This window comes from Arthrobacter sp. AK01 (assembly GCF_021109375.1).
GTDB lineage: Bacteria > Actinomycetota > Actinomycetes > Actinomycetales > Micrococcaceae > Arthrobacter.
In genome coordinates this window covers 1-1,137 of the sequence record NZ_JAJOHP010000148.1, presented here as the reverse complement: position 1 = coordinate 1,137, position 1,137 = coordinate 1, and the positions used below count along the sequence as shown (strand labels likewise).

General features: G+C 67.9%; 1 protein-coding gene. It reads right to left on the bottom strand.

Going from position 1 to position 1,137, the window contains the following annotated elements:
* Window positions 1–124: 124 nt before the first annotated feature.
* Entirely contained in the window at window positions 125–1,033 is a 909-nt protein-coding gene (dprA, locus tag LN996_RS23480) for a DNA-processing protein DprA (RefSeq protein WP_231343504.1), read from the bottom strand.
* Window positions 1,034–1,137: the final 104 nt, after the last annotated feature.

Genomic DNA, 1,137 nt, shown 5'->3' with positions numbered 1-1,137 from the left:
CCCGCGCCCCAACCCCAGCTCCCCGGGGGGGGGGGGGGGGGGGGGGGGGCCTTTTCTGCCTATTCTCGTCCAACAACCTGGGGGGGGGGGGCGGGGGGCGCCCCCCCCCCCCCCACCGGTGGGTTTAGCTGACGAGTAGTTCGGCCAGTTCTGCTGCGTCGGAAACCAGGGCCGCCGTGCCTTCCTTCAGGAGCCTGTGGCAGCCTGCCGAGTTCGCGCTGTGCACGCTTCCGGGTACTGCCGCCACATGGCGGGCAAGGGTTTCGGCGTGGTGCGCGGCGTTCAGCGCGCCGGAACGCCACCGGGCTTCGACCACACAGGTGACCCCGGATAGGGCGGCAATGATGCGGTTCCGCTGCAAAAAGCGGTAACGCGTAGGCGCGCTTCCCGGGGGCTGCTCTGAGACGACCAACCCGTTCGCCCTGATCGCGGCCGCGAGGTCGGCGTTGCCGGACGGGTAAACCCGGTCAAGGCCTCCGGCCGCAACCGCGATGGTCGCCGGTCCGGTGCCGGTAAAGCCAGCAAGCGCGCCACGGTGGGCGTGCGCGTCGATGCCGTAGGCCAGGCCGGAGACAATGCAGATTCCACGCTGGGCCAGTCCATGGGCCATCTCACCGGTGACAGCTGCGCCGTAGTTGGTGGAATCGCGGGAACCGGTCAACGCCGCCGCGCGCTGTACCGCGGGGATCCCCTGAGTGATGTTCCCGACGTACCAAAGCCCATACGGAGCATCCGGCAGATCATCAAGGCCGATGGGCCAGTGTTCGTCACCGGGGATAAGGAAACCTCCGCCCAATCGTTCGATGGTGGCAAGATCCCTTTCCGCGTCCACGTCAGGGATCCGCTGCGCCCAGCGGCGCAACCCTTCGCTCAACTCCGCTTCCGTGATGTGGCGGAAGGTGTGGGGCGCTTGCGCCCCGGTTGCTACCCTCAGGGCCGCGTAGGCGCCCAAGGCGTGGACAAGCGCCCGGCCAGTGGAGTCCTGGGGATCGAAAAGGCGAGTCAGGGCGGCGCGTGCAATGCGGTCGTTCATGGTGTTGCTCCTTCTTTTGCCGAGAAAGGTGGTGGGTGGGGCGGCTTAGGTGACCGGCCAGCTTCCCCTCTCCCCCCGTTGTTTTTTGGCTGCTGGCGAAGCTT

What these genes read in the sequence shown, in the direction of transcription:
- dprA (WP_231343504.1), bottom strand. Translation starts at nt 1,033, where the DNA reads ATGAACGACCGCATTGCACGCGCCGCCCTGACTCGCCTTTTCGATCCC.